This window comes from Actinoplanes missouriensis 431, assembly GCF_000284295.1.
Classification (GTDB): domain Bacteria; phylum Actinomycetota; class Actinomycetes; order Mycobacteriales; family Micromonosporaceae; genus Actinoplanes; species Actinoplanes missouriensis.
Genome location: NC_017093.1, coordinates 3,642,738 through 3,668,501, shown reverse-complemented (window position 1 = coordinate 3,668,501; position 25,764 = coordinate 3,642,738). Strand labels below are relative to the sequence as shown.

Annotated in this window: 28 protein-coding genes; 15 read left to right on the top strand and 13 right to left on the bottom strand. The window is 70.5% G+C overall.

Annotation, left to right across the window (positions count from 1 at the left end):
- The first annotated feature begins 20 nt into the window (after nucleotides 1-20).
- Entirely contained in the window at nucleotides 21-794 is a 774-nt protein-coding gene (locus AMIS_RS17205) for an IclR family transcriptional regulator (protein WP_014443615.1), read from the top strand.
- On the opposite strand, the gene AMIS_RS17200 is transcribed toward AMIS_RS17205, so the two are convergent.
- Both AMIS_RS17200 and AMIS_RS17195 read right to left on the bottom strand, forming a co-directional pair.
- A complete protein-coding gene (locus AMIS_RS17200; protein ID WP_014443614.1) occupies nucleotides 772-2,340 on the bottom strand; it encodes a CBM96 family carbohydrate-binding protein in 1,569 nt (522 codons plus the stop codon). The genes AMIS_RS17205 and AMIS_RS17200 overlap by 23 nt on opposite strands.
- A 170-nt stretch (nucleotides 2,341-2,510) precedes the next feature.
- Entirely contained in the window at nucleotides 2,511-3,650 is a 1,140-nt protein-coding gene (locus AMIS_RS17195) for an FAD-dependent oxidoreductase (RefSeq protein ID WP_014443613.1), read from the bottom strand.
- 80 nt (nucleotides 3,651-3,730) lie between these two features.
- Here AMIS_RS17195 and AMIS_RS17190 point away from each other — a divergent pair, with 80 nt between their 5' ends.
- Nucleotides 3,731-4,318 (top strand): TetR/AcrR family transcriptional regulator, encoded by a 588-nt coding sequence (locus tag AMIS_RS17190; protein WP_014443612.1) that lies wholly within the window; start codon nucleotides 3,731-3,733, stop codon nucleotides 4,316-4,318.
- Between the two features lie 30 nt (nucleotides 4,319-4,348).
- Here the strand turns inward: AMIS_RS17190 and tsaA are convergent, their stop codons facing one another.
- Nucleotides 4,349-4,762 carry a tRNA (N6-threonylcarbamoyladenosine(37)-N6)-methyltransferase TrmO gene (tsaA, locus tag AMIS_RS17185; RefSeq protein ID WP_014443611.1) on the bottom strand — a complete coding sequence of 138 codons (414 nt, stop codon included), beginning with the start codon at nucleotides 4,760-4,762 and terminating at the stop codon, nucleotides 4,349-4,351.
- A gap of 73 nt (nucleotides 4,763-4,835) precedes the next feature.
- On the opposite strand from tsaA, the gene AMIS_RS17180 reads away from it, so the two are divergent.
- Together AMIS_RS17180 and AMIS_RS17175 are read left to right on the top strand one after the other, a co-directional pair.
- The gene (locus tag AMIS_RS17180; protein ID WP_014443610.1) at nucleotides 4,836-6,674 is read left to right on the top strand and encodes a glycoside hydrolase family 15 protein; all 1,839 of its coding nucleotides are present in this window, start codon (nucleotides 4,836-4,838) and stop codon (nucleotides 6,672-6,674) included.
- 198 nt (nucleotides 6,675-6,872) lie between these two features.
- Nucleotides 6,873-7,511 carry a DUF4241 domain-containing protein gene (locus tag AMIS_RS17175; RefSeq protein WP_014443609.1) on the top strand — a complete coding sequence of 213 codons (639 nt, stop codon included), beginning with the start codon at nucleotides 6,873-6,875 and terminating at the stop codon, nucleotides 7,509-7,511.
- Here AMIS_RS17175 and AMIS_RS17170 read toward each other — a convergent pair.
- Complete coding sequence (locus AMIS_RS17170) at nucleotides 7,508-9,913, bottom strand: tetratricopeptide repeat protein (RefSeq protein ID WP_172666596.1); 2,406 nt, start codon at nucleotides 9,911-9,913, stop codon at nucleotides 7,508-7,510. The two genes, AMIS_RS17175 and AMIS_RS17170, sit on opposite strands and share 4 nt — an antisense overlap.
- A 734-nt stretch (nucleotides 9,914-10,647) precedes the next feature.
- On the opposite strand from AMIS_RS17170, the gene AMIS_RS44640 reads away from it, so the two are divergent.
- Nucleotides 10,648-10,776 carry a hypothetical protein gene (locus AMIS_RS44640; RefSeq protein WP_014443607.1) on the top strand — a complete coding sequence of 43 codons (129 nt, stop codon included), beginning with the start codon at nucleotides 10,648-10,650 and terminating at the stop codon, nucleotides 10,774-10,776.
- Between the two features lie 72 nt (nucleotides 10,777-10,848).
- Here the strand turns inward: AMIS_RS44640 and AMIS_RS17160 are convergent, their stop codons facing one another.
- Nucleotides 10,849-11,370 carry a MarR family winged helix-turn-helix transcriptional regulator gene (locus AMIS_RS17160; protein WP_014443606.1) on the bottom strand — a complete coding sequence of 174 codons (522 nt, stop codon included), beginning with the start codon at nucleotides 11,368-11,370 and terminating at the stop codon, nucleotides 10,849-10,851.
- A gap of 78 nt (nucleotides 11,371-11,448) precedes the next feature.
- On the opposite strand from AMIS_RS17160, the gene AMIS_RS17155 reads away from it, so the two are divergent.
- Both AMIS_RS17155 and AMIS_RS17150 read left to right on the top strand, forming a co-directional pair.
- The gene (locus AMIS_RS17155; RefSeq protein WP_197538035.1) at nucleotides 11,449-12,345 is read left to right on the top strand and encodes an EamA family transporter; all 897 of its coding nucleotides are present in this window, start codon (nucleotides 11,449-11,451) and stop codon (nucleotides 12,343-12,345) included.
- Nucleotides 12,290-13,174, top strand: a complete 885-nt coding sequence (locus AMIS_RS17150) for an NAD(P)/FAD-dependent oxidoreductase (RefSeq protein WP_041830963.1) — start codon at nucleotides 12,290-12,292, stop codon at nucleotides 13,172-13,174. Before AMIS_RS17155 ends, AMIS_RS17150 begins: the two co-directional genes overlap by 56 nt.
- A gap of 14 nt (nucleotides 13,175-13,188) precedes the next feature.
- On the opposite strand, the gene AMIS_RS17145 is transcribed toward AMIS_RS17150, so the two are convergent.
- A complete protein-coding gene (locus AMIS_RS17145) occupies nucleotides 13,189-13,608 on the bottom strand; it encodes an MmcQ/YjbR family DNA-binding protein (protein ID WP_014443603.1) in 420 nt (139 codons plus the stop codon).
- Nucleotides 13,609-13,647: 39 nt separating this feature from the next.
- Nucleotides 13,648-14,136, bottom strand: a complete 489-nt coding sequence (locus AMIS_RS17140) for a nuclear transport factor 2 family protein (RefSeq protein ID WP_157434904.1) — start codon at nucleotides 14,134-14,136, stop codon at nucleotides 13,648-13,650.
- Nucleotides 14,137-14,418: 282 nt separating this feature from the next.
- On the opposite strand from AMIS_RS17140, the gene AMIS_RS17135 reads away from it, so the two are divergent.
- A complete protein-coding gene (locus tag AMIS_RS17135) occupies nucleotides 14,419-14,766 on the top strand; it encodes a hypothetical protein (RefSeq protein WP_014443601.1) in 348 nt (115 codons plus the stop codon).
- A gap of 275 nt (nucleotides 14,767-15,041) precedes the next feature.
- Here AMIS_RS17135 and AMIS_RS17130 read toward each other — a convergent pair whose 3' ends face one another.
- Nucleotides 15,042-15,467 (bottom strand): GNAT family N-acetyltransferase, encoded by a 426-nt coding sequence (locus AMIS_RS17130; protein ID WP_041830962.1) that lies wholly within the window; start codon nucleotides 15,465-15,467, stop codon nucleotides 15,042-15,044.
- Nucleotides 15,468-15,833: 366 nt separating this feature from the next.
- Between AMIS_RS17130 and AMIS_RS17125 the strand changes: the two genes are divergently transcribed.
- Nucleotides 15,834-16,187 (top strand): hypothetical protein, encoded by a 354-nt coding sequence (locus tag AMIS_RS17125; RefSeq protein ID WP_014443599.1) that lies wholly within the window; start codon nucleotides 15,834-15,836, stop codon nucleotides 16,185-16,187.
- A 109-nt stretch (nucleotides 16,188-16,296) separates the two neighbouring features.
- Here the strand turns inward: AMIS_RS17125 and AMIS_RS17120 are convergent, their stop codons facing one another.
- From AMIS_RS17120 to AMIS_RS17105, 4 genes are read right to left on the bottom strand one after another with little or no spacing between them, the layout of a single operon-like run.
- The gene (locus AMIS_RS17120; RefSeq protein WP_014443598.1) at nucleotides 16,297-18,690 is read right to left on the bottom strand and encodes an MMPL family transporter; all 2,394 of its coding nucleotides are present in this window, start codon (nucleotides 18,688-18,690) and stop codon (nucleotides 16,297-16,299) included.
- 8 nt (nucleotides 18,691-18,698) lie between these two features.
- Nucleotides 18,699-19,328, bottom strand: a complete 630-nt coding sequence (locus AMIS_RS17115; protein WP_063711221.1) for a TetR/AcrR family transcriptional regulator — start codon at nucleotides 19,326-19,328, stop codon at nucleotides 18,699-18,701.
- A 59-nt stretch (nucleotides 19,329-19,387) separates the two neighbouring features.
- Nucleotides 19,388-20,188: an ABC transporter permease gene (locus tag AMIS_RS17110; protein ID WP_014443596.1), complete on the bottom strand. Its 801-nt coding sequence runs from the start codon at nucleotides 20,186-20,188 to the stop codon at nucleotides 19,388-19,390.
- On the bottom strand, nucleotides 20,188-21,108 hold the full coding sequence (locus AMIS_RS17105; protein ID WP_041829853.1) for an ABC transporter ATP-binding protein: 921 nt from the start codon (nucleotides 21,106-21,108) through the stop codon (nucleotides 20,188-20,190). The genes AMIS_RS17110 and AMIS_RS17105 overlap by 1 nt, the downstream gene beginning before the upstream one ends.
- A 111-nt stretch (nucleotides 21,109-21,219) precedes the next feature.
- Here AMIS_RS17105 and AMIS_RS17100 point away from each other — a divergent pair, with 111 nt between their 5' ends.
- Genes AMIS_RS17100 through AMIS_RS17090 form a run of 3 tightly spaced genes read left to right on the top strand, consistent with a single transcriptional unit; the run spans nucleotide 21,220 to nucleotide 23,478 of the window.
- Nucleotides 21,220-22,398 (top strand): sensor histidine kinase, encoded by a 1,179-nt coding sequence (locus AMIS_RS17100; protein WP_231859330.1) that lies wholly within the window; start codon nucleotides 21,220-21,222, stop codon nucleotides 22,396-22,398.
- Nucleotides 22,395-23,066: a response regulator gene (locus AMIS_RS17095; protein WP_014443593.1), complete on the top strand. Its 672-nt coding sequence runs from the start codon at nucleotides 22,395-22,397 to the stop codon at nucleotides 23,064-23,066. The genes AMIS_RS17100 and AMIS_RS17095 overlap by 4 nt, the downstream gene beginning before the upstream one ends.
- A 4-nt stretch (nucleotides 23,067-23,070) precedes the next feature.
- Nucleotides 23,071-23,478, top strand: a complete 408-nt coding sequence (locus AMIS_RS17090) for a PIN domain-containing protein (protein ID WP_014443592.1) — start codon at nucleotides 23,071-23,073, stop codon at nucleotides 23,476-23,478.
- Between the two features lie 12 nt (nucleotides 23,479-23,490).
- Here the strand turns inward: AMIS_RS17090 and AMIS_RS17085 are convergent, their stop codons facing one another.
- Nucleotides 23,491-23,859, bottom strand: a complete 369-nt coding sequence (locus tag AMIS_RS17085; protein WP_014443591.1) for a VOC family protein — start codon at nucleotides 23,857-23,859, stop codon at nucleotides 23,491-23,493.
- A gap of 62 nt (nucleotides 23,860-23,921) precedes the next feature.
- On the opposite strand from AMIS_RS17085, the gene AMIS_RS17080 reads away from it, so the two are divergent.
- Genes AMIS_RS17080 through AMIS_RS17070 form a run of 3 tightly spaced genes read left to right on the top strand, consistent with a single transcriptional unit; the run spans nucleotide 23,922 to nucleotide 25,745 of the window.
- A complete protein-coding gene (locus tag AMIS_RS17080) occupies nucleotides 23,922-24,371 on the top strand; it encodes a MarR family winged helix-turn-helix transcriptional regulator (protein WP_014443590.1) in 450 nt (149 codons plus the stop codon).
- Nucleotides 24,372-24,380: 9 nt separating this feature from the next.
- Entirely contained in the window at nucleotides 24,381-24,707 is a 327-nt protein-coding gene (locus AMIS_RS17075) for a TraR/DksA family transcriptional regulator (RefSeq protein WP_014443589.1), read from the top strand.
- Nucleotides 24,708-24,737: 30 nt separating this feature from the next.
- A complete protein-coding gene (locus AMIS_RS17070) occupies nucleotides 24,738-25,745 on the top strand; it encodes a methyltransferase (protein WP_014443588.1) in 1,008 nt (335 codons plus the stop codon).
- Nucleotides 25,746-25,764: the final 19 nt, after the last annotated feature.

Genomic DNA, 25,764 nt, shown 5'->3' with positions numbered 1-25,764 from the left:
CGCGTGCTCATAATGTGAGCATGCAGGGTACCCAGCTGGTCAGCCGGATGGCCGCGGTGATGCGCCGGATCGGGTCCGGCGCCTCCGAGGGCGTGACCACCGCCGAGGTGGCGGCGTCGACCGGCCTGCCCCGCTCGACCGCGCAGCGGGTGCTCGCCGCGCTCGCCGAGGAGGGCTTCGTCGACCGGGACGCCCGCCGCGGCAGGTGGTACCTCGGACCGGAGTTGTTCCTGCTCGGCTCGGTCGCCGCCGAGCGTTACGACGTGACGTCGACGGCCCGCGACGTCCTGCGGACGCTGGCCGAGCGGACCGGCGAGAGCGCGTTCTTCTCGGCCCGGCGCGGCACCGAGACGGTCTGCCTGGCCGGGGTGGAGGGCAGTTTCCCGCTGCGCTCGCACGTGCTGCACGAGGGCATCCGGTTCCCGCTCGGCGTCGCGTCGGCGGGCCTGGCGGTCCTCGCCTATCTGCCGCTGGACGACGCCGAGGCCTACCTCACCGAACGCGGCGGCGAACTGGCCGCGGCCTACGGCGAGCGTCACGACGCCGCGTCGCTCACCCGCCGGGTCCGATCAACCCGCAAGCGAGGGTACGCCGTGAACCCCGGCCTGCTCGTGCCCGGCAGCTGGGGCGTCGGCGCGGTCGTCTTCGACCGGACCGGCGCCCCAGCCTGGGCACTGAGTCTGACCGGGGTGGAGTCACGCTTCAGCGGTGAGCGCACCGCTGCGCTGGGCGCGCTGCTGCTGGAAGCCGCGCACACCCTGTCCCAGCGGCTCAGCCGCCGAGCTTCACCGTGAAGATCGGGCTGGCGGCCAGCTTCTTGAAGGACGCCAGGCCGGCCGGGGTGCTGTCGATGCTGATGTCCCGGTCGCCCTCGTCGTCGGCCTTCGTGTCGAAGTGCACGATCGCCTTGATAGCGGGCCGCTTGACCAGCTCGGACAGGACACTGTTGTAGACGAACGACTTGTCGGTGGCCCTGCCGATCCGGTGGTAGGCGCCCCACTCGGCAATCATGATCGGCTTGCCCGGGTGCGTGGTGGCCGCCCAGTCGTAGAAGCCGGTGCCGCCGCCGGTCGGCGCGCGGTCCAGCAGGTCGCCGAAGTCGCCGTAGTGGTAGTAGCCCTTCTCCGCGGAGACGTAGGAGTCCAGGCCGATCCAGTCGACCACGTCGTCACCCGGGTACAGGTCCTTCCACCACGACTGCGCCAGCCACTTCTCGTTGCCCATGAACGCCAGCACGTTGACCACGTTGGACGCGCCCTTGGCCCGCAGCCGCTCGATCGTGTGCCGGTACATCGCGGCGTAGTCCTTCGCCGTCATCCCGGACCCGTTCACGGCCTTCACGTCGTTCTCCGGCTCGTGGTGCAGAACCAGGAAGAACTTCTTCCCGTACGCCTTCGCCCGCGCGGCAAAAGCATCGATCCGCTTGTCCTGCTCCCCCGCCGCGACCTTCGCCCAACTGGACCCGTAGGCGATCTTCCAGTTGAGCAGCAGCACGCGCGGGTTCGCGGCGTCGTTCGTCATCGCGATCTCGGCCTTGGTCGGGAACGCCTCGTCACCCTTGTGGTACGTGTGGAAGATCGTCGCGGTGCGGCCGCTCAGCTTCTCCCAGCTCCTGTGCTCGGCGTCGCGCGGATTGCTGGTGAACCCACCCGCCGCCCCACCCCAGAGCACACCGCACGAGGGTACGAGCTTCGCGCCCGTCACACAGTTCTTGTAGTCACCGGCGGCGACCGGCGTGCTCGGCTTCGCCGGCGTGACGGGCGCTGCCACCGGCGACGACGTGGTGATCACCAGCTCCGGCCCGCCGCCCGCCGCGTTCTCCGCCGACTGGAACCGGATCACGCCGTTGGTCAGCGCCGACGTCAGCGCGAACGAGTAGGTGCCCGGCCCGGTGACCTCGGCGCTCAGGTCGAACCCGACCCGGGTGTCGGCGGCCAGTGGCGTCACCGCGGCGACCGGCAGCCCGAGCTTCGGCGCGTTGCCCGCGGTCAGCTTCCCCTCGGTCCACGAGTTGTCCACGATCCGCGTCACGGTGAGCCGGCCTGACGGCGTGCTCAGCGGCCGCAGGAACAGCCGCGCCTTCGCCACGTCGGCGCCGACCGGCACGGTGAACTTCAGGAACACCGACTTGCTGTCGTTGCCCAGCTTGCCGGCCGCGAGCTTGTCCTCCGCGCCGAACGCCACCCCCGGACGGCTGCTCGAGGTGTAGCTGTCGTCAGCTGCCTTGATCGCCACGTCGGCGGTGGCTGCGGAAGCGGATCCGGGCGCCAGCACGGCAGCGGCCCCGGACAGTACGGCGGTCAGAGCTGTCACACTCGTCGGCAGCTTGGCGCGTCGCATTGAAGAATCTCCCCCGATTGTGTCCGACCGTTGTCGGTCGGCCAGATGGAGAAGACTCCGGTCCCCCAGGTGCGCACCGGGTGCCCACGGCGGTGCCACCCGGTTGCGACCCCCGGACGCCGGACCTGCGAACCGGCCGCCCAGGGATTCCCGCCGGCGCCGCTGGGCCGTCAGGCGCCGTGATCGTCGCCGAACTCGGGCGGCAGGTCATCGCTGAGCAGGTCCTCGGCGCGGCCTTCGAGCATCTTGGCGGTCTCGGTGGAGCGCGGCAGCATGGTGTCCTCGTAGGCGCGAACAGCCTCGCCGATGGTCGCGGAGCCGGCGAGCGCGAGCGCCAGTTCGGCGGCGTCCAGCATGGCGAGGTTGACACCGACGCCGAGCGGGGGCATGAGGTGGGCGGCGTCACCGAGCAGGGTGACGGTGGGATCGTGGTCCCAGACGTGCGGGACGGGGAGCGCGAAGATCGGCCGGTCGACGTACCGGCCGTCGTTGTCGCTGATCATCCGCCGCATGCGGGGCGACCACTCGGCGAACTCGCCGAGCAGGTGGGCGCGGATACCGGCGGTGTCGTCGGGCCGCAGGCCGGTGGCGGCGATCCAGTCGGCCGGGACTCGGCGGATGATGTAGACGCGGATGTGGTCACCGCCGTTGCGCTGACCCCACAGGGCGCGCCGGCCGTCGGCGCCGGTGGCACTGCCCGGGCCGACCAGGGTGGACAGCTCGGTGTGCCGATCGTCCACGGCGTGGAACCAGGCTTCGGTGAAACTCACGCCGGTGTACTGCGGAACGGCCGGGGAGACCGCCGGGCGAACCCGGGAGAACGCCCCGTCAGCGCCGATGACCAGGTCCGTCTCGACGGTGCTGCGATCGGCGAAATGCAGGGTGCGGGGGCCACCGGCGGGCCCGCTGACATGGGTGAGCGCCCGACCCCACCGGACGGTGCCGGGCGACAGCGAGTCGAGCAGAAGGTCGCGCAGCCGGCCGCGGTCGATCTCGGGTTTGAACAGGTCGCCCTCCTCCGGGACGATGTGTGCCCGCAGCTCGCCGTCGGCGCCCAGGATGCGCATCTCCTGGCCCTCCGGGCGGGACAGCCGCAGGAATTCGTCGAGGAGACCGGCCTCGCGCAGGGCGAGCTGGCCGCTGTCGGCGTGCAGGTCGAGGCTGCCGCCCTGGTCACGGGTGTCGGGGCCGGGGTCACGGTCGTGCACGGTGACCGTGACGCCGTGCCGTTGCAGGATGCGGGCGCAGGTGAGCCCGGCGGGCCCGGCACCGATGATGTCGATCCGCGCTTCTCGGGTGGGTGAAGTCATGGCTCAAGAAAAGCAGAACGAATCCAAAAGTGCAACGACTCAACTTTTTGCCTCATGCCACCTACCCCTATACTCGGCTCATGACCCAGACACCTGTCGGCCGCCGGGAGCGCAAGAAGGCGGCCACCCGGCAGGCGATCGCCGACGCGGCCCTTCGCCTGTTCCTCGAGCACGGTTACGACCGGGTGAGCCTGCGCGAGATCGCCGACGCGGCCGACGTGTCGACCACGACGCTGTTCAAACACTTCTCCGGCAAGGAGGCGCTGGTCTTCGACCAGGAGCGGGACAACGAGGCTCAGCTGATCGCCGCGGTGCGCGGGCGAGCCGGCGGCCAGGACATCGTCGGCGCACTGCGCGAACACTTCCTGGGCGCCTACCTGCCCATCGCGCGGCACCCTCAGGCGGCCGAGTTCGTCGCGCTGGTCGACGCCACGCCGGCGCTGCGCTCGTACGCCGAACGCATGTGGACCCGGCACACCGACAGTCTCAGCGCCGCCATAGCCGAGGAGTGCGGTGCGGACCACGACGACCTCGGCTGCGTGGCGCTTGCCCGATTCGTCCTGGAGATCCCCGCCCTCGTCCGCGGCCGGCCCGATCCACGCGCCGCCATCGAGGCGATCTTCGACATCCTGGCACGGGGTTGGGTGCGCCCGGACCCGGTGAGGTGACCGGGCCGCGGCGGGTGGCAGAGACCGCGGTCAGCGCTCCGTGCCGGCGTCCAGGACCGGCTTGAGGTCGAGGATCGGGGTGCCGTCGACGACCTCCAGGCCGCTGACCCGCACCCGCGGGCCGTCGACGGCCAGGATCGTCGTCCGGTGCAGGCCGATCGGGTTGGGGCGATCCTGGGAACGCGTGCTGAACACCCCGGTCAGCGGACGGTTGCCGTCTCCGCGCGGGTGGACCCGCAGGACGCTGCGGTCGGCACGGTCGAGCCAGGTCAGGACGAACACCGGGTCGCCCGGGTGGAGGTCGCGCAGGGCATCCCCGTACCCAGGATGGAAGATCAGCCACGCGGGAGGCGCGCCCTCGTCGCCCTGCCGGGGCGCGGTGACCGGGTCGGTCAGGGGAGAGGCGACCCAGCCGACCGGGGTGAGTTCGAGGTCAGCCGCCATCGGCACACCCTACGCCGGAAACTCACCCCTGCGGAATGATGTTCGATGCGCCGGGAGGTTCCACGCTGACCGGATGACTGACTTCCCGCTCATCGCCGACCACGGCCTGATCGGCGACCTGCAGACGGCCGCCCTGGTCTCCACCGAGGGCACCGTCGACTGGTGGTGCGCGCCGCGATTCGACTCCCCCAGCGTCTTCGGCGCGCTGCTGGACACCGAGCGCGGCGGTCACCTCTCCACCAGGCCGACGACCGGCACCTTCACCACGAAACAGCTCTACCTGCCGGACACCGCGATCCTGGTGACCCGTTTCCTCACCACCGCCGGGGTGGGCGAGATCGTCGACTTCATGCCGATCGCCGCCGACCGGGACGGCACCACACGACACCGGCTGGTGCGCCTGGTCCGCTGCGTGCGCGGCGAGATGACCTTCGCGTTCCATCTGGCGCCCCGCTTCGACTACGGCCGGGAGCAGTTCCGCACCCACGCGAACGACGACGGCGCGATCTTCGAAGGACCCACCAGCACCTTGCGGGTACGGCTGATCCGCGCGCCCGGCGACGAACATCTGGGCCGGTCCACCGTGGACTCCAGCGGTGACGTGCATGGCGAGTTGCGCCTGGTCGCCGGGCAGGTCCGCGGTCTCGTCCTGGAGACCGGCCCCGGGACGCTGGACGAGGTCCCGGTCACCGAGGCGCTGCGGCTGTACCACGAGACCGAGGCGTTCTGGACCCGCTGGATCAACCGCTCCACGTACGACGGCCGCTGGCGCGAGATGGTGAACCGTTCCGCGATCACGCTGAAGCTGATGACCTACGCGCCGACCGGGGCGCTCGTCGCGGCGCCGACGGCGGCCCTGCCCGAGCAACTCGGCGGCGAGCGGAACTGGGACTACCGCTACACCTGGGTCCGGGACGCGTCGTTCTCGGTCTACTCGCTGCTGTCGCTGGGCTTCACCGACGAGGCCGCGGGTCTGGCGCGCTGGCTGCGCGACCGGGTCGACGAGCAGGCCGAGAAGGGCGACGGCGGCCCGCTGAACATCATGTACCGCATCGACGGCTCCAGCGACCTGATCGAGGAGACGCTGCCGCACTGGTCCGGGTACCGCAACTCCGCCCCGGTGCGGATCGGCAACGGCGCGGCCGGCCAGCTGCAGCTCGACATCTACGGCGAGGCGATCGACAGCCTGTACGTGGCGCATCGCAGCGGCCTCAGCCTCGGCCACCGCGGCTGGGTAGCGGTGCGTGACCTGCTCGACTGGGTCGCCGCGAACTGGTCGCAGCCGGAGGAGGGCATCTGGGAGACGCGCGGCGGGCGGCAGAACTTCACGTACGGCCGCCTGATGTGCTGGGTCGCGCTGGACCGCGGCCTGCGGCTGGCCGCCGACTACGGCCGTCCCGCGCCGCTGGACACCTGGCGGGAGGCCCGCGACGCGATCTACGACGAGATCATGCAGCGCGGCTGGAGCCCGTCCCGCCAGGCGTTCCGCCAGCACTACGAGACCGACGTGCTCGACTCGTCGCTGCTGCGCATGCCCACGGTCGGCTTCATCACCCCCGGCGACCCGATGTGGGCGTCGACGCTGCAGGCGATGGAGTCCGAGCTGGTCACCGACAGCCTGGTCTACCGCTACGACCCGGCCGCCTCCCCGGACGGCCTGCGCGGCGACGAGGGGACGTTCTCCCTCTGCACCTTCCAGTACGTCACCGCGCTGGCCGCGGCCGGGAAGGTGGAGAAGGCCCGGTTCACCTTCGAGAAGATGCTGACCTACGCGAACCACCTGGGGTTGTACTCGGAGGAGATCGGCCTCACCGGTGAGCAGCTCGGCAACTTCCCGCAGGCGTTCACCCACCTGGCCCTGATCGACGCAGCCGTGACCCTGAACCGCCAGCTGGACAACGCCCGCCGCTGACCAGCGCGGCCGGGCGCTCAGCTACGACCCGGACCCGCGGGCCCGTCGCCGGCGCAGGCTTCCCGAGTGTTTTGCCTGCCTGGGCTACGGCTCGCGAGCGCCTGACAGGCGGCCGGACCAGCCGGTCCACGGTGCACCGGCGCCCGGTTATCGGCCGCCGCCGGCAGGCTGAGGGGGCTGCGGGTACATTGACCCGTCATGCCGTACCTTCCTGATCTTGAAAGGCTGCTGACCAGCGGCCTCAGCGTCGAGCATGAAGGCACCACCTTCGTCGTGGAGCCTTCCCCGCTCGGACCGGTGGAGCTGCCGACCGGCCAGGTCGTGGCGTGCGATCCGCTCGTGCCGATCTCCACCCCCTTCACCGACGCCGTGACGCCGGGCCGCTACCACCTGCACGCCTGGGTGGCCGCCGTGCAGGGGAACGGCTTCGAGCCGCAGCGCCGGATCGCCGCGCTTCAGCTCGTCATCGCCGACGAGCCGGTCGCCTCCTGGTCCCTGGCGACGCTGCCGGGCCAGGACATCACCTCTCTCGGCGAGGACGAATTCTTCGGGTACGGGGTCGACGCCGGCACCGGGACACTCGCCGACCAGTCCGCCATCGAGGCGATCAGCGCCTGGGACTACGAGCGGATCGAGGACGCCTTCATCCCGGCTCAGATCCCGGTCGACCCGATCGAGGCGGTCACCAGCAAGATCGTCGTCGAGAGCACCGGCGCGAACGTGTACGTCGTCGGTTCCGGGTGGGGCGACGGCGTCTACGCCACCTACGTCGGCCGCTCCGCGGACGGCCGGATCACCAGTTTCGTGACGGATTTCCGCGTGGTGCCGTTGCCCTAGGTGGCTGGGCCGCCTCTCATCAGGGTGTCCAGGAAATCGGGGTCCGCAACGGCACGCTTCGCGAGTTCGGCGAACGTCCGCTGTTCCGTCGTGGCTCCGATCCTGTCCAGTTCGTCAGCGGAGACGGCAAGTCGCTCGAAAACCGTGAGCGCCGCCGGTTTGTCTCCCGCGAGCACCAGCACGCCGAGCAGGTTCGCGTTCATCGTGAGGAACATCGGGTGCCGCTGAAGGCTCAACGCCTCCATTCCTTCGACTGCCCGTTCAAGCAGTTCGCGGGCCTCGGAGACGGCATCCGCCGCGAAATAGTAATTCGCCAGATTGTTCATCGACAGGATCGTGTCGGGATGGTTCTCTCCCAGCACCTCCCTCCTCTGCTCCAGTGACTTCCTCTCGAGATCTATCGCATCAGCGGTGTTTCCCGACTCGACGAGAGCATGCGCCAAGTTCGATCGGGACAGCATCGTGTCCGGATGCTTCTCCCCGATCGACGCCTCCCGGATGCGCAGGACTTCACGGAGCAGCGTCAGACCGTCATCGGGTCTGCCCGCCGCCCGGTACCGCTGGGCGAGGTTGTTCATGCTGACCAGAACGGCCGGATGATCCGGTCCCAGGATCCGGCGCCGAGTTTCCAGGATCTCCTCGTCCATCAGCAGCGCCTTCTCGACGAGCCCGACCTTGGCATAGGCACTGGCGAGGTTCGCACGCGCGATCAGGGTCTCCGGATGCTCCTTACCATGGATCGCCTCCGCTGCGGCGGCTGCCTCCTCGTCCAGTCTCCTGCCCTGTTCGTAGTCCCCCATCTTGGTTGCGGCGCTCGCCAGATTTCCCAGCGAGCGGACGGTGTCCGGGTGCAGGTCGCCCATCGTCCTTCTGCGCGACTCCAGCACCCGGGAGTGCGCCTCCACCGACTCTCGCCACAGACCCAGTTCTCCGAGAAGATTCGCCAGGTTGTTCTCGAGGTGCAACAGCAGCGGATGGTCCGGATGAAGCTTGGCGCGGGACTCCTCCAGCGCGCGCGTGTAGAGAGTCCGTTCCTCTTCGTAGAGCCCCAGCTCATGAAGTGCGAGTCCGAGATTGTTCCGAATCTGATTCAGGGGCAGGTCATCGGTGCGGGACGCGGCTTCGGCCGCCTGCAGGGCCCGGCGTCCCACAGCGACCGCGCCGGTGGCATCACCGCGGGACAGGTGCACGCGGATCATGAGGGCCTGATGCTCCAGCGCGAGCGTGGAGCCGGCCGCGATCTCGCCGCTGAGCCGCTCACCGAGTTCGAATGCCGCGTCGATCCGGCCTCGGCCGTGCAGCGCGAGCACATAGCGGCTGTGCGCCCGGTGGCGCAGTGGGGAATCGCTGGGCAGGCGCGCTGCGGCGAGCTCGCTGAGTGCCTGGCAGCAGCGGAAATTGGGCGCCAGCAGACCCATCGTCCAGGAGAACTGGGTCATCGAATCCCCGACCTCCAGCAACCAGTGGACCTGGTCGCCGGTCAGGGATTCGTGGACGTCCAGCGCGTGCTTGAACACCCACGAGGATTGTTCGATGAGTTCGGTGAGCCACGCGCTCGGAGCGGACTCGATGCGGGTCGCGCCCCGGAGCGCTTCGACGGTCCAGTACAGGCTTCCGTAGATCTCGTCCCGGCGGATCGCGTCTTCCCTGATGACACGGGACACCACGCGATGCACGGATCCGTACGCGTACGTCTCCGACCACAACAGAAGCGAGTTCTTGACCAGCTCCGAGGTCAGCGAGACATGCGCGGAGCCCGGTAGCAGATCGCTCTCCAACCGTGTGATCAGCCGGCGGCTGACACCAGCGGGATCGAGCCACGCGAGCGCCTCGATCAGCTCGCTGCCGCGCTCGACCTCGCGGACGGCGTTCAAGGACAGCACGATCGCCTGGGTGAGCGTGTGCGGATATCCGACGGTCTTCGCGAACAGGTTCTCCAGGCGGGTCGACCGCAACTGCGTGATGTAGTCGTCGGCGGAGTAACCGCGCAGCGGGATCACCGCCGCGGCCTGTGCCAGAGCCAGCGCGAGGTTGCCGAGCTCCGCGGCGATCGCGTGGGCTCCGGGAAGTCCGATCCGGGTGCGGGTCTCGAGGTACGACGCCGCCTCGTCATCGGTCAGGCCGTCCACCGTGACGATCTCCGTCATGTCGGCGAACGACCGGTTCGTCGTGGTGACGATGACCGTGACGTCTCCGGTGGTGGGTATCCAGCCGGACACCTCGAATGGGTCATCCGCGTTGTCGAGGACGATCAGCCCGTACCATCCGGGTTGTCGCAATCGGGATAGCGCGAGCTCCGCGACCGCATCGTCATCCCGCTCGTCCGCGCCCACGCCGAGCCGGCCCGCCAGCCGGCAGAACCCGGCCACGATCTCGTCCCTGGAGCTCGCGGTGATCCACACGACCGACCTGCCGTCCCCCGCGGCGTGCCGGGCGTGGGCGGCGGCGAGCTGGGTCTTGCCGGTTCCTCTCGCCCCGACGTACGCGACCATGCCGGTCCGATCGAGAACCTCCTGCCCGCTCTCCCACAGGGCCGTCCGGTGGACGAAGGCCGGCGGCTGGCCGGGGATCTCTCCAGCGATGACGGGCGGATTCGCCGGAGGTCCGGCGACGGTCCGCGCGGGCCGGGCGGGGGTGCGGCGACCCTGCCGGGCGCGGCGCTGCCGCTGCGCCTCCCGGCGCCAGGCCTCCCAGACGTGCGGTGGGCGCGGCGCGTAGGACAGGTTCTTCGCCTTCGCCCGTAACAGCAGGAACTGAACGACGATCCCGAAGGCGGCGCCGGACCGCGGGACCACCTTGCCGGAGATCCACTCCTCGATCGAGCTGTCCGTCACCTTGACGTTGTTGGCGGCACAGTGGTCGACGAGTTGCTTGTAGGTCGGTCGGCCCGCCATCTCGTACAGCGACGTCAGCTCACGGGAGAACGCGGTGGGTGTCGGTCCCGTGGGCCTCTCCGCCACATCCGCCTCCGGATCGACTCCGACTCGGAACATCTCCGGAATCCGCTCGTATCGGTATCACCAGCAGTGATACCACTCGCCCGGCGTCGGCACATCGCCGGAACAGGTGACGATCTTGCTCGATGGCTCCCACGTGCTCGCACCCCGCGAGCGACGGACCACAGGGAGAGACCATCGTGGACAAGGACAACGAGACGACCGAGCCGTCCTGGCCGCGGTGGCTGGCGCGGTCCGCCGCACGCGGCGCCGTGGCGGCCGGCGTGCACATTCTGCTCCAGCAGATCTGGAACCTGCTCGTCTCCTAGGACCGCCGGCCGAAGGGCTGTCCCCGCTCCGGCGAGCGGGGACAGCGACGGCCGGACGAGGTGACGGGCGTCTCACCCGTCGGCGACTTCGGGCAGGGGCGTCTCGAAGGCGGCCAGCCACGCCGTCAGCAGGGACTCCAGCGCTGCGGCCTGCTCCGGCGCGAGCTCGTCGAGCAGCCGCCGCTCGTTGCGCATGTGCTCGGTGAACGCCTGGTCGATCAGCTCCCGCCCGGCGATCGTCAGCGCGACCACCCGGCCGCGCCCGTCAACCGTGCTCGGACGCCGCGCCACCAGGCCGTCGCGCTCCAGCCGGTCCAGCCGCTTGGTCATCGCCCCGGTCGTGACCATGGTGAACGCCGCCAGCTCGCCGGGCGCCCGCTCGAACGGCTCGCCGGCCCGGCGCAGCGCCGCCAGCACGTCGAACTCCCCCTCGCCCAGCCCGTACCGCCGGTAGACGACGCAGAGCTGCTCGGCGAGGTGGGCGCTGAGACGGTGCAGCCGGCCGATCACGCCCTGCGGCGTGACGTCGAGGTCCGGCCTCTCCCGGGCCCATTCACGCTGGATCCGGGCCACGTGGTCGAAGTGTTCGGGCACCGGGCCAGCATATACCTTCCATGGAAGCTATATTAGCTTCCATGGAAGCTAAGTCGTATGGAAGCTAGATTACGGTGGGTGCTGGTCACCGCCCTCGCGCCGATCGCGTGGGGCACCACCTACTTCGTGACACACCGGTACCTGCCGGCCGGCTATCCGCTCTACGGCGCGGCGATCCGGGCCCTCCCCGCCGGGCTTCTGCTGCTGGTGGTCAGCCGGCGGCTGCCGTCCGGCGCCTGGTGGTGGCGGTCCCTGGTCCTGGGCACCCTCAACATGGGCGCCTTCTTCGCCCTCGTCTATCTGGCCGCACAAACCCTGCCGACCAGCATCGCATCGACGATCATGGCGCTCGCTCCGATCGTACTGATGCTGTTGGCCTGGCCCGCGCTGGCTGAGAAGCCGCAGGCGCCGCACCTGGCCGGCGCCGTCATCGGCATCGCGGGGGTCTGCCTCATGCTGTTCACCGGGCCGATCGCGGTGAACCCGCGCGGGGTGCTCGCGTCGGTCGCCGCCATGCTGATGTCGTCCTGCGGATACGTGCTCGCCAAGAAGTGGAGCAGCGGCATCGACGTGTTCTCGCTGACGTCGTGGCAGCTCATCGCGGGTGGCCTGATGCTCGTGATCGCCGCTGTCACGATCGAGGGCTCGCCGCCGGCTTTGGACGGGCGTGCGCTCACCGCTTTCGGGTACGTCTCCGTCGTCGCCACAGCACTCGCCTTCGCCGCCTGGTTCGCCGGTCTGCGACACCTCAGCGCCGGAACAGTCGGTTTGATCGGACTGCTCAACCCGGTGACCGGCACGCTGCTCGGCGTCCTGGTCGCCGGCGAGACCCTGACCGTGCGGCAACTCGGCGGCCTGGCCCTGGTCCTGGCCGGCATCCTGCTCGGCCAGCGGGCTTCAGTAGGGTCTGACCATGGACGTGATCGTGGTCGGCGCCGGGATCGCCGGGCTTTCCTGCGCGCGGGCGCTGACTGACGGCGGAGCCCGGGTACGCATCGTCGAACGCGGCCGGGTCGTCGGCGGACGGCTGGCCAGCAAACGGTACGACGGGCGGTACGCCGACATCGGCGCCGCCTACCTCGTCGCCGACGATCCGGAGTTCACCGCGCAGGTGGCGTCGTGGCAGTCGGGTGGGCTGATCCGGCCGTGGACCGACACCCTCACCGTCCACCCCGGTGGCTCCCCGACGACCGGCCCGATGCGGTGGGCCGCGCCCGGCGGGCTGCGATCCCTCGCCACCGCGCTCGCCGAGGGCCTCGACGTCCGGTTGTCGACGCCGGTCGACGCGGTGCCCGAGGACGCGGACGCGGTCGTGCTGGCCATGCCCGGCCCGCAGGCGCTCCGCCTCTCCCCGCCACCGGCCGTCGCCGCCGCCGCGACGGCCCAGAAGTGGCGGCCGGTGATCGCCGCGGTCCTCACCTATCCGTCCCGGGAGTGGGGGTCGTGGCACGGCGCCTTCGTCAACGACCACCCGGTGCTGGCCACCGTGTGCGACGACGGCGACCGGCGCGGGGACGGTGCTCCGGTGCTTGTCGCGCACTCGACGGCGGCCCTGGCGGAACGCTTCCTGGAGCGGCCGGAGGAGGCGGGACCGGTCCTGGCCGAGGCGGTCGGTGAGCTGCTGGGCCTGTCGGCGCGGCCGGAGGTGCGGGTGCATCGCTGGACTTATGCCCAGCCGGAGGAGGGTGCCGGGCCGTACGCGGTGGATGGCCGGGTGTGGCTCTGCGGGGACGCTTTCGGCCGCCCGCGGGTGCAGACCGCGTGGCTGTCGGGGCGGGCGGTGGCGAGGGCGCTGCTGAGCTGATGCCATTGCCGCCGTCACCTGCCCGGTGGCGGCAGGACCACCCGGGCGCTCAGGAATCTCGGGGCCATCTCGCAGTAGCTGTCGGTCACCAACTCGGCGACCTCGGTCCAGTCGGTGTGGTCGCCCAGGTAGGCCACCACGACATTGCTGCCCCACGCGGCCCGGACGAACGGGAACCCGCCGGAGATCAGGCCGAGCAACTCGCCCGCGGGCGCCCGGAACGTCATCACGGTCGGCGGCTCACCCGCGACCTGCGGGTGGGCGTAGGCCGGGTAACGGTCCAGGTCCGGCATGTACACATGAGCGAACGTCCGCGCCCTGATCCGCCACCGGACGCCGATCCAGGCGGGCTCCTCGTGTGTCTCGGGCAGACCACCGCAGATCGGTCGCAGGCGATCGAGGATCTCCGGTGGCACGTCTCCAGGGCGCGACATGGGGCAGACAGTAGCGGCGCCCTCCGACAATTTCCGGCTCTATCGGGGCGCCACTCTCGGCATGATCCGCTGCTCGCCGGTGGTGGCCATCGAATGCATCATGCCGCCGGCGAGCGGGATCAGCCGGGCCAGGCCGGGCCGTCCGTCCCGGCGGGCCAGTTCGGGTCCGAGACGGGTCATCAGCAGCGTGAGCGCCGGCAGCGGCCGGACATAGAGGGTGATGTTGCTGATCAGGCCGGTGTCGCCCAGGCGCAGCCGCTGGGCCTCATAGAGGCGTGTCGAGCCGATCCGTGCCTCGTAGAAGAGCGCCACGGTACGCCCCTCGGTGACCTGGTCGGTATAGGTGATGTCATCGATCGCGCCCAGTGCCACGTCGAGCAACGTCTGAACTTGCCGGTGGCCTCGGAAGGTGAACTGTTCGGTGATCGGCGAGACCAGCGTGACGTCAGGATCGAGAGCGGCGACCGCGGCGGCGGCGTCACCGGCCTCACCGGCGGCCCGCCATGCGGCGACGGCGTCAAACTCCACGAAAACTCCCATGCCAGTGGTGATCGAGCGGGGCAACCTCCGGTACGCCATGAGCGCCGGCCCCATGATGCCCCCTCCCGTCAATGCCCTCACCCACTTCGAACCCGCGCCGCCGCGCCGGCCCGGGCGCACGACCAGCAGCGTTGATCGTCGGGCATCGCAAAAGCGCGGTGATCATGGGGTGTCAACGGCGATTTCGTGACGCTGGACGATCGAGAGCACCTCCACGGACTGGTGGGATAAAGCGTCCCTGGCCTTCATGCGAGCACTACGGTTGCGGCCATGGGGTACGAAATGCCGACCGTCGTCTCGATCGAATGGGACTTCGGGTACAGCTCGCTCCTGGTGGATCGCTCGCCCGGTGTCATCGGCGTCGACGACCGGGCCCCCGCTGAGCTTGCGCTATCACCGGACCTGATCCGCCGGCTCGATGCCCTGCTGACCCGTCATGAACGGATATACGGGCACTGGGTTCAGCAGTCGATGGCCGGAGTCGAAGACGATACGGCTCAGGAGCGCCGGGACATGGCCGACCTGCAGGCGGAGACACTCGCCCTCGCCTATGAAGTCCAACATGAGCTCGGCGGCTCCGTCGTTGTGCTGGTGGACGGACACCCGCTGCGAAGTTGAGTGTCAACGCGGCAGGTTACCGTCGTCATCCCCGACCACACCGAGCGAAGACCGCTGACGCACATATTTCGCGGAGGAAGTTGATCGTCGGGCGTCGCGAAATCGCGGTAATCATGGCGTTGTAACAGCGATTTCGTGACGCTGGACGATCAACAGTTCCGGATCGCGGCAGATCAGTGCTTCCTCCGGAGTAGCGCGCTTGATCTGGCAGATCCGTGAACTGGCCTTACGCGGCTAACGGGCTGGTATCCACGCCAGCCTTCTTCGTGCGGCCCTCAGATAATCGACTTCACCCAGCGGGACCATTCGTTTTGCCGAGCGTAACCGTGCGCGTCCCAGATGCCGTGAGCGCGCTCATTCGCATCGAGCACCATGGCGTCCGCGCGGGATCCCCCGAGATCCCGGAAGCGCTCCTCCGCCGCGGCGATCAGCCGCGCCCCGATTCCGGATCGCCGACGGTGTGGCGCCACCGCGAGCCGGTAGAGATGGCAACGCCATCCATCCCAGCCAGCGATGATCGTTCCGACGATCTCACCGTCGTCAAGGGCAAGAATCAATGCCTCCGGGTCGCGCGCAACCAATGCCGCGACCGCGGTCGCTGAATCCGCCGGCCGGCTGTCGTTCTCGGCCGCCCCTTGCCAGAACTCCAGGACGGCCGCCACCTCAGATGTCCCCGCGGCTCGCAAGGTCAGCTCTTTCACCGACGCCACCCTACCTACCGGCCGCTATTGCTACCGGCCGCTATTGCCGGGACTCGAGCGCCCAGGGGCCTGCGGTGTGTATCGCGTTTGCTGCTACACCCGCCGCCGATGTGGCTGCACCCGTGACGGGTGTGGCTGATGTGGCGGCGTGCTGAGTTGAGCCGGCGTTCGGGCGGACCCGGGACCCGTCGGCCGCGCTGATCACGTTCCGCTTGCCCCGGACCATGCGCGACGAGACTGGGGCACGACGATGCTTTGGCACTGGCTCCTCGACGGGTCATGGGTTGCTGTTGACGTGCGTTTGCGGAGCGGCTCTGACCCCCGTACTCCGGAAATGGTTTGACAGGCTGGCGCAGACTTTCATCGATGAATGCGAACGTGCAACCGGACCAGCGCTACCGCTGGGCCGCGCTGACCTCGCTCGGCTGGCACCTCGCCGCGTTCACGGTGGCGCTGTTCTACAAGTGGGTGCCGCGCGAGGACTCGTCCTGTGACGACTTTGGCGGCTGGTGCTTCACCGCGAAGGAGTCGGCTGAGCTGATCTTCCTGCTCGTCGTCGTGTTTCTGGTCGCGTCGATGCTGGTCTCGCTGGTGACCGCCGTGCCGCTGTCCCGTCGGCTGCACTCGCCGGTCGCGGCCGGCACGCTCGCCGCGATCACGAGCGTCGTGTTGACTGTCATATTGATTGTGCTCATCTTCGTGTTGAATGCAGCAATGTGACCGGCGGTCCTGTCAATAGGACCGCCGGCCTCCATCAACTCGAAATCAACTCAACTCAACTCATGCTGACCGGTCAACTCATGCCGACAGGTCAACTCATGCCGACAGGTCAACTCGTGCTGACCGGCTCCTTCTCCACCGGCGCATGCGTCACCGGGTGACTGCGCTCCAGCGCCGCCCCCTCCACGTCCACGTTCGGCAGAATCCGGTCCAGCCAGCGCGGCAGCCACCACGCCGACCTCCCGAGCAGGTGCATCACGGCCGGGATGAGCAGCATCCGCACCAGGAACGCGTCGGCCAGCACGCCGAACGCCAAGCCGAAGCCGAGCGACCTGATCATCGTGGTGTGGCTGAAGATGAACCCGCCGAAGACCGAGATCATGATGATCGCGGCGGCGGTGACCACCGTACGGCCGGCGTGCAGGCCCTGCCGGACGGCGAGCCGGGCGGGCGCGCCGTGTGCGTACGCCTCACGCATGCCGGATACCAGGAACAGCTGGTAGTCCATGGCGAGGCCGAACAGGATGCCGATCAGGATGGTCGGCAGGAAGCTGAGCACCGGCCCCGGATCGTGCACGCCGAAGACCGCGCCGAGCCAGCCCCACTGGAAGATCGCGGTGATGCCGCCGAACGTGGCGAACAGCGACAGCACGAACCCGAGGGTCGCGGTGAGCGGCACCAGGATCGAGCGGAACACCAGGATCAGGATGATCAGCGACAGGCCGATCACCACGCCGAGGTAGAGCGGCAGCACGTCGGAGAGCTGCTCGGAGATGTCGATGTTGCCGCTGGCGCTGCCTGCCACGCCGAGAGCGGCGCCGGGTACTGACAGTTCACGCAGGTCGCGGACGAGCTGCGCGGTGCTCTCGCTGTTCGGACCCTCGGCCGGGATCACCTGGAAGGCGATCAGCTTCTTGTCACTGGACTGACCGATCGGGGCGACCGCTGTCACGTTGTCGACCGCCATGATCGCGCCGCCGATGCGAGCCTGCTCAGCGGTGGGTTCGGTGACCGCGGACGGCAGCTCGGCGACGACGAGCAGCGGGCCGTTCACGCCGGCGCCGAACTTCTCCTCGATCAGCATGTAGGCCTGGTACTGCGTGGAGTCCTCGGCCTCGGACGAGCCGTCCGGCAGGCCGAGCCGCATGGACAGCGCCGGGATCGCCAGGACGATCAGCACGGCCAGGCCGGCGACGGCGGTGAGCAGGGCTCGGGTGGTGCTCATCGGCGCGGTGGGCACCCGGCCGGCGTGCGACTGACCGATCGTGGCTTTCAGGCGACGCGGGAGGATCCGCGTGCCGAGCAGGGCCAGCAGCGCCGGCGTCAGCGTGACCGCGATGATCACCGCGACGGCGACGCAGATCGCGCCGACCGTGCCCATCATGCCGAGGAATCCGATGCCTGTGACGTTGAGCGCGAGCAGCGCGACGAGCACCGTCGAGCCGGCGAACACGACGGCGTTGCCGGAGGTGCCGTTGGCCAGGGCGATCGACTCGTGCAGTTCGACGCCGTCGAGGAGCTGGCGGCGGTGCCGGTTCAGGATGAACAGGCAGTAGTCGATGCCGACCGCCAGGCCGAGCATCACGCCCAGGACCGGGGTGATCGACAGCATGTCGACCGCGCCGGAGAGGGCGAGCGACGCGGTGACGCCGACCCCGACGCCGACCAGGGCGGTGACGATCGGCAGGGCGGCGGCGATCAGCGCGCCGAGCATGACGAGCAGGGTGATCGCGGCGACGACCAGGCCGGCCACCTCGCCGACGCCGAGGACCTGCGGCACGCTCTGGGTGATCTCGTTGGAGAACTCGGCCTCGACGCCGGCCGGGACACCGTCCGTGACGTGGTCGATGACGGCGTCCTTGGTCTCCGGCGTGACGTCCATCTGCGCCTCGTCGAAGACGACCGAGGCGACGGCGGTGGTGCCGTCCTCGGACACCATCCGGATCTTCGACGACATGTCGAGCAGCTTCTGCGCGACGTCGAGCTCGGCGGCCTGCGCGTCCAGTTCGGCGCGCTGCGCGTCGAGCTGCTGCTTCTGCGCCTCCCGCTGAGCCTCGGGCAGCGCCGCGATCGCGGTCTCGGCCTGGTCCAGCTTCTCCCGGCCGGCGGTCAGCTGCTGCTGACCGCCCTGCACCTGCTGGGCCTGCTCGGTGAGCTGCTGCTGGGTGGTGAACGGGTCGGTGGCCGCCGCCACGCCGTCCCGCTCGCCGGTGCTCTTGAGCAGCGCGCCGATCGCGGTCTGCTGCTCGGTGGTGAACACCGACCCGTCGGCGGTGTGGAACACGATCGTCCCGCTGCCGCCGCTGGCGCTCGGGAACCGCTCGGCGAGCTGGTCGGTGACCTTCGCCGTCGCCGTTCCCGGGATGGTCACCTGCGACGACAGCGTGCCGCCGAGGGTGAGGTATGCGGTGACGGACAGCCCCAGGACCACCATCCAGGTGATCAGGACGGCCCAGGCGCGCCGGGCGCTGAAACGCCCGATGCGATACAGCAATTCAGCCATGTCTTCCCTCAGTAGCCGGTTTTGACGCTCAGGATCAGCCGGTCGAGCAAGTCCCGCCACAGCGCCAGGGCAGACTCGTCGGTGGCCGCGCCGGTGATCGACAGCCAGTGCTCCGCGATCACCTCGGTGCCGTGCATCAGGGCGCTCACCAGCAGTTCCGCTTCCAGAGGATCAAGACCCTCATTCCGTACGGCCAACTCGCGCGCCAATTCCGTGGTGGTCCGCGAGAAGGTCGCCTGGAAGATCTGCCGTGGCCGGGGGTCCTCTTTGTCGAACCCGCCGAGGGCCCGCCACAGGAACGCGATGAGTCCGGGCACGTCGGTGGCCCGCAGCGCCTCGGTGAGAGTCGCGAACGCCTCGGCGCGGGTCCCCGGGCCGGCCTGGCCCGCGGTCACCACCTGACGGAACCGCTCGATCACCACGCCGAGCACTTCACTACACACCGTGGTGACCACGTCGTCGATCGACGCGAAGTGGTTGAAGATCGTCCGCCGGGAGACGTCCGCCCGCTCGGCCAGCTGGTCGACACTGAACCGCGCCGACGAACCCTCGGTGATCAGCTCTTTGGCCGCGTCGAGGATCGCCCGCCGGTGCCGGGCCTTGAGCGCGGCCCGGCGATCGGCATGCTCGGCATTCACGGTCACAAGGGTAGACTAAGTGCATCGTTGCACCGCGTGCAATTACACAGAGGTTAACGTCATGCCGCGTCGCGGCGGCGGAAGGCGAGGGCGCCCGCGCCCAGCGCCAGCACCAGATAGCCGGCGGTCACCGCCACCGCGCCGCCCTGGGACAGCAGGTAGGGGTGGTCGCTGCCGGCCAGCTGCGGGGTGAGGTTGGGCAGCAGGACCGAGGCGAGGCGCAGCTGCCAGACCACCGGCAGGAAGTGCGCGAAGATCGGCGCGACCAGCACCAGCCCGCCCAGCGTGGTGAGCGCGGCGGCGGTCGACCGGGTCAGGGCGCCCAGGCCGAGCGCCACCAGGCAGGTGACCCCGGCGACGACCGTCGCGCAGAGGACCGTCGGGACGGCGTCCGTCCACTGCGGCCACGGGTTGAAGGGCGCCGGCCGGTCGCCGAGCGTGAGCCGGGCGACGGCGAAGGCGGCCAGCGCGAAGAACGCCCCGCCGCCGAAACCGATCAGGCCCGCCACCGCGGCCTTGGCGCCGAACAGGACCCCGCGCTGCGGCACGGCCAGCAGGGACGGCCCGAGCGTGCGGGTGGTGTACTCGCTGGTGATCAGCATCGCGCCGATCGCGCCGACGAAGAACATCACGAACGGCATGGTCACCACGGTCGGGTCGGCCGTCTCGTAGTTGGCCCGGTCCGCCGGGCTGTCCGCGTCGTACGACTGGACCATGAGGAGCAGGATCATCGCGCCGAGCGTCGTGGCGAGCACCCCACCGGCCAGGAAGGCCCAGGTGGACCGCAGGGTGCGGACCTTCATGATCTCGGCGGCGACGGCGTCGCGGAACGTTCCGGAGTGAACCTGCACGGCGGTCATCAGACGAGCTCCTTCTCCATGGTGGCGGCCCGGTACTCCACGGCCTCGTCGGTCATCTGCAGGTAGACGTCCTCGAGCGTCGCGCTGCGCGGCGTCAGCCCGTGGATCGGGATCGCGGCGGCCGCGGCGGCGTCCCCGATGGCCGCGGCGTCCACACCCACCGCAACAAGATCACCTTCATCGGTACGGGTGACCGCGGCTCCCATCCCGCGCAGGAGCGGGACGAGTTCGTCCGTCCGCGGGGTCCGCACCAGCACGTCCCGCTCGAACCTCGCCCGCATCTCGGCGACCGACGTGTCCTCGATCAGCCGGCCCTTGCCGATGATCAGGACGCGGTCGACGGTGAGCGCCATCTCGCTCATCAGGTGGCTGGAGAGCAGCACCGTGCGGCCCTCGGCGGCGAGCGCGCGCAGCGTGGAGCGGATCCACCGGATGCCGGCCGCGTCCAGGCCGTTCACCGGCTCGTCCAGCACGATCACCGCCGGGTCGCCGAGCAGGGCGCCGGCGATGCCGAGCCGCTGCTTCATGCCGAGCGAGAACCCCCCGACCCGCTTGTGCGCCACGCTGGTGAGCCCGACACGGTCGAGGGCCTCGGTCACCCGTACCCTCGCAATGCCGTTGCTCCGGGCCAGGCAGGCGAGATGGGTGAACGCGGTGCGCCCGGGATGGGCAGCGTCGGCGTCGAGCACCGCGCCGACGTGGTGCAGCGGACGGCGGATCCGGTCGTAGGGCCGTCCGCCGATCAGGGCCTCCCCCGACGTCGGGCGGTGCAGGCCCAGCATCATCCGCATGGTGGTCGACTTGCCGGCCCCGTTGGGACCGAGGAATCCGGTCACCACACCCGGCTGGACCTCGAAGGACAGTCGGTCGACGGCCAGTGTCGGGCCGTACCGTTTGGTCAGCTCTCGCAGCTCGATCATGTGTCTCATCGTGTCGGCGGGACCGGGTCCGGCGCGTCTGACCGTGGTCGGAACCCGGGGGTATGACCGTGGTCAGACGCGCCGGGACGGACGGCTCGGTAGGGTGGCCCCGTGACAAGGCCCCGCGGATCGATGTTGCTCGACGCTGCTGCCGCTGCGTTCCTGACCTGTCTCGCCGCCTACGCCACCCTCGACCCGCCCGGCCCCGCGTTCACCGGACCGGTGGGAGTCGTCTGGCTGGCCGCCGCCGCGACCGGGCTGCCGATCGCGGTGCGCCGCCACCGGCCGCTACCGGTGCTGGCCGTGGTGACGACGGCTGCCGCGGTCGCGACCGCGACCGGCGTGATCGGTCTCGGCATCATCGCGGTGTCCTGGTTCCCGGTGGTGCTCGCCCTCTACACGGCGGCCACCGCCGCCGGACGGGTCACCTCCCTGATCGCGCTGGCCGGCGCCCTGACCGCGCCGGCCGTCACCATCCCGTGGCTCTACACCCGCACCGGCGTCACCTCGGCCGACGCCGCCGCCAGCGAGGTGGCGCTGTGGTGGCAGGTCGAGCTGGCCGTCACCGTGGTCCTGCTGCTCGCGGCGTGGACCGCCGGGCGGCTGATCCGGTGGCGGCGGTCGCTGCAGGCCGAGGCGGCCGGGCGGCTGGCCCGCGACGCGGTCGCCGAGGAGCGGCTGCGGATCGCCCGCGAGCTGCACGACATCGTCGGCCACAGTTTGAGCCTGATCGCGGTGAAGGCCACCGTGGCGAACCACATCGCCGAGCAGCGGCCGGACGAGAGCCGGGCCGCGCTGCTGACCATCGAGAAGACCAGCCGGTCGGCGCTCACCGAGATCCGGCGGCTGCTCGACGTGCTGCGCGCCGACGACGACCCCGCCGAGCTGGCGCCGTCGCCGGGCATCGCCCAGCTGCCCGACCTGGTCGCCGGCCTGGGGACCGCCGGCCCGCGGATCGAGCTCGACGTCGACAGCGCGGCCGAGCTGCCGGTGGCGGTCGACGTCACGGTCTACCGGATCGTGCAGGAGTCGCTGACCAACGTGATGAAGCACGCGGACGCGGCCCGGTGCCGGGTCTGCGTGCGGGTGGACGGCGGCCGGGTGCGGATCGAGGTCTGCGACGACGGCCGGGGCCGCCGTTCACCGGGCCGGCCGGGCGGGCAGGGGCTGATCGGGATGCGCGAGCGTGTGAGCATGTACGGCGGCAGGCTGTCCACCGGACCCCGGCCGGAGGGCGGTTTCCGGGTGGCGGCCGAGATCCCGTACGCCACGACCGAAGAGGCCGCATGAGTGACGTCTCCGTCCTGCTCGCCGACGACCACGCCCTGATGCGGGAGAGTTTCCGGGCGCTGCTCGACGCGTCGCCCGGTTTCACCACGGTCGGCGAGGCCGGCACCGGCGCCGAGGCGGTCCGCCTGGCCGGCGAGCACCGGCCGGACGTGGTGCTGATGGACGTCCGGATGCCGGAGATGGACGGCATCGAGGCGACCCGGCGGATCTGCGCGGAGCTGGAGTCGGTGCGGGTGCTCATGCTGACCACGTTCGACCTGGACGAGTACGTCTACGCGGCGCTGCGGGCGGGCGCCAGCGGGTTCCTGGTCAAGGACGCCACGGCGGCCGAGCTGCTGAACGGCATCCGGCTGGTCGCCGCCGGGGAGGCCCTGCTGGCGCCCCGGGTGACCCGCCGGTTGATCGCCGCCTTCACCGGCCCGGGCGGCGGGTCACCCGCGGGTCCTCCGGTGGGGCTGGACGCGATCACCGACCGGGAGCGCGAGGTGCTGGAGCTGATCGCCAAGGGACTGTCCAACACCGAGATCGCCGAGCACCTGTACCTGGGCGTGGGCACCGTGAAGACCCACATCGGACGGCTGCTGAGCAAGCTCGGCGCCCGCGACCGGGCCCAGCTGGTGATCACCGCGTACGAATCGGGCCTGGTCAGTCCCCGCGGGTTGGCCTGACGCGATGGCCCGTTACGTGATCGACGCGCCCACGCTCCTGCACCTCGTCGACAACGCCCTCACGGTCGGGGCGGGTCACCAGCTGGTCGCGCCCAACATGATCCGCACCGAGGCGCTGGAACTGCTGCTGTGCGAGGTCCGCCGGGGCACGCGCACCGAGCGGGAGTCGCTGGCGGCGCACGACCGGATCACCGAGCTGAAGATGCGGCTCCTCGGCGACCGGGTGTCCCGGGCCACGGCGTGGAAGATCGCCCGGAGCCGGGGGTGGGGCAGCCTGCGCGACGCGGAGTACCTCGCGGTGACCCGGCTGCAGGCGGACGCGCTGGTCACGGTCGACCCGGCGATGGCGGCGAAGGCGGCGGACGTCGTGCCGCTGGCGCCCCTGGAGGCCCTGCTCACCGCCGCCGAGTGACACGGGCCGCGCTCACACCCGGTCGTGGAGCGTGACCTGGTAACCGTCCGGGTCGGCGAAGGTGAACGTCCGCCCGAACGGGCCGTCGATCGGCGCGGAGACGATGGTGTGCCCGTCGGCGGCGAGCGCGTCGTGGATGTCCTGGACGTCCGTGGCGTGCAGCCAGATCGCGGCGCCGATGCCGGGCCGGGCGACCGCGTCGAGATCGGTGCCGGGGACGACCGTGCGGAGCGCGAACGCGATGGGCTTCGTGTCGAAGACGACGGCGTGCGGCGGACCGGCCGGTGAGCGGACGAGCCCGAGGTAACGCTCGTAGAACGCCTGCGAAGCGTCGATGTCGCGCGCCTGCAGGGAAATGAAGTCGGGACCGGTGACGGGCATGACGAACTCCTTCTCTTCGTGTCAGTATTCTGACACGCACCAAGGTATGTCAGAATGCTGACATGAGTCAAGACGGTGCCGGCATCGACCTGGAGACCTCGCTGGGCTACCTGCTCAAGGAGGCGTCCAGCGCCCTGCGCGTGGCCATGGAGGAGGTGCTGCGGCCGCTCGGGATGAACGTGACCCGCTACTCCTGCCTCGAGCTGCTCGCGCAACGCCCGGGCCTGTCCAACTCCGAGCTCGCCCGCGGCGCGTTCGTGACCCGCCAATCGATGAACGTGCTGCTCCAGACGCTGGAGCGGGAGGGTTACGTGACCCGGCCGGCGGAGGCCCCGGTCGGCAAGGCGCTTCCCACCCGGCTCACCCCGCGCGGCCGGCGGAGCCTCGAGAAGGCGACGGCCGCGGTCCGGTCGGTGGAGGTCCGGATGCTGGCCGGCCTGACCGAGGCCGACCGGGCGACCGCCCTGCGGGTGCTACGGAGCATGGTGCGCTCGCTGCAGGAGTCGGCCTAGGCTGCGGGGATGGTCCGCGACGAGCTGGAGCTGCTGCGGGCGGGCGCCGAGTCCGAGGCCGCGACCCTGGCCCGCGACCTGGAGAGCCTGTTCGCGGCGTCCCGCGACTCCAACGCCGACGACGAGCACGACCCGGAAGGCGCGACGATCGGCTTCGAGCGGGCCCAGCTGACCGCCCTGCTCGCCGCCGCCCGCCGGCGGATCGCCGAGGTCGACGACGCGCTACGCAGGGTCGACGCCGGGACATACGGCGTCTGCGAACGCTGCGGCCGCCCGATCGCGCCGGACCGGCTGGCCGCCCGCCCGTTCGCCCGCCACTGCATCAGCTGCGCCTAGCACCCCGGATCGTGTGCCATTCTCCGAGGAATGACAGAGGAAACCGCGTGGGGTGGCGGCCTGTGGGCCGCCGCCGATCTCATCACCCCGATGGCGGTCCGGGTGGCGGCGACGCTGCGGCTCGGCGATCACATCACCGCCGGATCGGGTACGCCCGAGTCCCTCGCCGCCGCGACCGGAACCCACCCCGACACCCTCCGGCGCGTCCTGGACCACCTGGTCACCGCCGGCCTGCTGACCCGCCCCGAGCCCGGTGTCTACGGGCTCACCGACCTCGGCGAGCAGCTGCGCGACGACCATCCGGGCGGCATCCGGTCCTGGCTGGACATGACCGGCGCGATCGGCCGCGCCGAGCTCTCCTTCGTCGACCTGCTGCACACGGTCCGCACCGGCGAGGCCGCCTACCCGCACCGGTACGGCCGCCCGTTCTGGGAGGACGTGGCCGCCGACCCGGACCGCGCCGCCTCGTTCGACGCCCTGATGGGTTCCCGCCTGCGCGACGACGCGCCGGCCGTCGCGACCGGGTACCCGTGGGGGACGCTCGGGCACCTCGTCGACGTGGGCGGCGGTGACGGCACCCTGCTGATCGCCATCCTCGCCGCGCACCCCGGGCTGCGCGGCACCGTGCTCGATCTGCCCGGCCCCGCCGAGCGGGCCCGGGCCGCGATCGACGCGGCCGGCCTGAACGATCGCGCCGACGCCCGGCCCGGCAGCTTCTTCGACGAGCTCCCGCCCGGCGCCGGCGGATACCTGCTCTCCGGCATCCTGCACGACTGGGACGACGCCGGCGCGACCCGCATCCTGCGCAACTGCGCGCAGGCCGCCGGCGGCCGGGGCCGGGTGCTGGTGATGGAGGACGACGTCGCGGACGAGCCGAGCACCGAGGGCGACCTGCGGATGCTCTGCTACGTCAACGGCCGCGAGCGCGGCGTCACCCAGCTCGGTGACCTGGCCGCCGCGGCGGGTCTGGTGGTGGAGACCGTCGTGCCGGCCGGCACTCGGGCGATCGTGGAGATGCGCCGCGACACCGGGAAGTAGCGTATCGCCGGCGTATCGA